General features: G+C 75.7%; 3 protein-coding genes. 2 read left to right on the top strand and 1 reads right to left on the bottom strand.

Annotation, left to right across the window (positions count from 1 at the left end; all coding sequences use genetic code 11):
• Both BJF79_RS34760 and BJF79_RS34755 read left to right on the top strand, forming a co-directional pair.
• On the top strand, positions 1-1,904 hold a 1,904-nt coding region (locus tag BJF79_RS34760), incomplete at its 5' end, for a sensor histidine kinase (RefSeq protein WP_143220643.1).
• Complete coding sequence (locus BJF79_RS34755) at positions 1,901-2,626, top strand: response regulator (RefSeq protein ID WP_075903800.1); 726 nt, start codon at positions 1,901-1,903, stop codon at positions 2,624-2,626. The genes BJF79_RS34760 and BJF79_RS34755, both read left to right, overlap by 4 nt.
• 150 nt (positions 2,627-2,776) lie before the next feature.
• Here the strand turns inward: BJF79_RS34755 and BJF79_RS34750 are convergent.
• The coding region (locus BJF79_RS34750; protein WP_083734467.1) for an ABC transporter permease subunit at positions 2,777-3,624 on the bottom strand (848 nt) is incomplete at its 5' end.

Here is a 3,624-nt window from a genome sequence, read left to right as displayed (position 1 = left end):
CCAAGCGCGGGCGTGGACGCGGGCACGGGGTGCGGCGCGGCGCGGTGCGCGCGGTGCGCGAGGCGGTGCGGCGGCCGCGGCGGGCCCTGGTGGTGCGCGACACGCTGCTGTGGGCCGTCCTGATGCTGCCCCCGGGGGTCAACGCGCTCGCCCCCCTCGACCCGGACGGGCCGGGCTGGTGGCTGCAGATCATGGGGATCGCGGTCATGGCGGCGGTGGTCGCGATCTCCCGCACCTGGCCGATCGCCGCGCTGATCATCGGGATCTCCACGACCGCGCTGCACGGCAACTTCGTGTTCGCCATGCCCGTCCTGGCCTACCTCACGGGCCTGCGCTCCCCGCGGTCGCGCGAGGTGCTGCGGGGGTTCGCGTTCGTCCTGGCGGGCGGCGTCGCGCTGTGCATCGTCCGCGACATCGACGTGACGGTGTGGTTCCCCAGCATCGTGTGGCTGGTGCTGCTGGGCGTCCTGCCGTGGCTGATGGGCCGCTACTGGCGGCAGTACCAGGAACTGGTGCGGGCGGGCTGGGAACGCGCCGAGCGGCTGGAGATCGAGCAGCGCATCATCGCCGAGCGGGAACGGCTCCGCGAGCGGGCGCGCATCGCCCAGGACATGCACGACTCCCTCGGCCACGAACTGGCGCTGATCGCGGTACGCGCGGGCGCCCTGCAGGTCGCGCCCGGCCTTCAGGACCGGCACCGCGACGCGGCGGCCGAACTGCGCGCGGGCGCGGCGGAGGCGACCGAGCACCTGCGGGAGATCATCGGGGTGCTGCGCGAAGAAGCCGCAGGCGCGTCCGGCGCCGCGCCGGACGCGCCGACGCGGCCCGCGCACGAGAGCATCCCCGACCTGGTCGAGCGGGCCCGCGCGTCCGGCGTCCCGGTCCGCCTCGCCGGAGAGGCACCGGACGAGACCGGACGGGACGGGCGGGCCGGAGCAGCAGGCGACGGCGGGATCGGGGCGGTGTTCACGGCGGAACCGATGGTGGGCCTGGCCGCGCACCGGGTCGTGCAGGAAGCCATCACCAACGCCGCCAAGCACGCGCCGGGCGCCCCCGTCACCGTGCGCCTGACCCGCCGCCCCGACCCCGACGGCGACACGGAAGTCGCGGGGGACGCGGGGGACGTGATCGAGGTGACGGTCGTCAACGAAGCGCCGCCCGAACCGGCCCCCGGCGGGCCGCCGATGCTGCCGTCCGGAGGCGGCCGCGGCCTCACCGGCCTGACCGAACGCGTCCGGCTCGTCGGCGGCGCGCTGCACGCCGGCCCCCTCCCCGGCGGCGGCTTCCGCGTCACCGCCCGCCTGCCCGCGAACCCGCGCCGCCCGGACGGCCCCGCACACCACGACCTCGCAGGCAACGATCCCGCAGGCCACGATCCCGCACCGCACCACCCGCCCGCCGCACCCGCGTCCACCGCCGGGACGCCGCTGCGCGCCACCTTCGGGCTCCCCTCCGCCCCGGGCACCGCCCCGGAGCCGCTCAGCGAGTCCGCACGCTACCTGGAACGGGCGCGCCGCCGCGTCCGCCGCGGGCTGATCACCGCGATCGCCGTCCCGGCGGCGCTGCTGGCCGCACTGGGCGCCGTGATGGTCGGCCACCACATCTACGTCACACTGAACTCGGTGCTGGAACCCGCCGACTACCGGGCCCTGCGCGTCGGCGCCGACCAGAACGCCGTGGAGCAGACGCTGCCGTTCGTCCAGACCGGCGGGACCGACCTCGTCCGCCGGACCGTGCCCGAACCACCGGGCGCCGACTGCCGCTACTACCGTCCCGAAGCCAACCTGCTCGGCATCGAGCGGATCTACCGGCTGTGCTTCGACGGCCGCCTCCTCATCAGCAAAGACTCCTACAGCACCTCCGAGCTGTCGCGACGGCTCGACGACCGAAGGGAAACCCCGTGATCCGGGTACTGCTCGCCGACGACGAGGCCATGATCCGCGCCGGGGTGCGGGCGATCCTCGCCGCCGACCCCGGCATCGAGGTCGTCGCCGAAGCCGCCGACGGACGCGAGGCGATCGACGGCGTCCTGGCGCACCGGCCCGACGTCGCCCTGCTCGACATCCGCATGCCGCGCCTGGACGGCCTGGCCGCCGCGGCCGAACTGCGCCGCGCGGCGCCCGCCACCGGGATCATCATGCTGACCACCTTCGGCGAGGACGAATACATCGTCCGCGCCCTGTCGGGCGGCGCGGGCGGGTTCCTGCTGAAGTCCGGCGACCCGCACGAGCTGATCGCCGGGGTCCGCGCGGTCGCCGGCGGCGCCGCGTACCTGTCACCGAAGGTCGCGCACCGGGTCATCACCGAACTGCGCGGCGGCGGCCGCATGTCGCAGGAAGCCCGGGCCCGGCGCCGCATCGCCGACCTGACCCCGCGGGAACGGCAGGTACTGGCGCTGGTGGGCGGCGGACTGTCCAACGCCGAGATCGCCCACCGCCTCCACGTGGTGGAGGGCACGGTAAAGGCGTACGTGAGCGCCATCCTGACCCGGCTGGAGGTCAAGAACCGCGTACAGGCCGCGATCGTGGCCTACGAGGCCGGCCTGGTCGACGCGGGCCCCGACAACGGCGGGGCGGGGGAGAGGGCGGCCGCCCACCCGGACCCGTCCGGGCGCGCCCGCCCCTGACACTCGCCCCGCCGCTGCCGGAACCCGCACGCACGCCGAGGCCCGGGCCACCGGCCCGGGCCTTTCCCTCTTCCGCTCCCTCTTCCGCCGGTGCCCCGGTGCGGACGGCGCGCTCACCAACGCCGCCCGCACCGGGGCACCGTCACCGGGTCAGGCGTCCCGGCGGCGCAGCACCACCGACCCGCCCCACAGGGCCGCCGCCGCCCACACCGCCACGATCGCCGCCGCCACCGCGGACGGATACGGGCCGTCCCCGCCCATCAGATACCGGCCCGCGGTCGCCGGCAGCGCGTCCGCCACGTCCCGCAGCACCTGCGACCGGGCATTGGCCAGCATCATCGGCACCACCAGCATGAACAGGAACGCCGTGGTCAGCGCGGCCGCGGCACTGCGCAGCATCGCCGCGACACCCGTCATCAGCACGCTCGCCAGCGCCAGATACAGCCCCGCCGCCAAAGCGTCGCCCACCAGGCCGCCCGCCTCCAGCCGCCCCCACTCGCCCAGCACCGGCCCGGCTACCGCCGTACCCGCCAGCACCAGGACGATCCCCGCGGGGAACGTCACCGCCGCCACCACCGCCGCCTTGGCCGCCAGCAGCCGCCCCCGCGACGGCACGCACTGCAACGTCGTGCGGATGCTCCCGGTCGCGTACTCGCTCGTGACCGCCAGAATCGCCAACGCCAGCACCACGAACTGCACCAGATCGATCCCGCCGACCGGGATATCGGTCACCGCCACCACCCCCGGCGGCTCCGTACCGGGCGCCCCGGACCTGTTGTCCATCGCGGTGTCGGTCGCCAGGATCATGCAGACCACGCCCATCAGCGCGACCGCCGAAGCAAAACCCCACCAGGTCGAACGCACCGACCACAACTTGATCCACTCGGCGGCCAGCGCACCCCGCAACCCGCCGCCCGCACCCCGCCGACCGGCCCCGCGCCCGCTCGAGCGCCCACGCCCGCCCGCGGGCGTCCCCGCACCCGTCCCGGCCACCGCCG

The organism is Actinomadura sp. CNU-125 (assembly GCF_001942465.1).
GTDB lineage: Bacteria > Actinomycetota > Actinomycetes > Streptosporangiales > Streptosporangiaceae > Spirillospora.
This window is presented reverse-complemented; position numbering and strand designations above follow the sequence as displayed.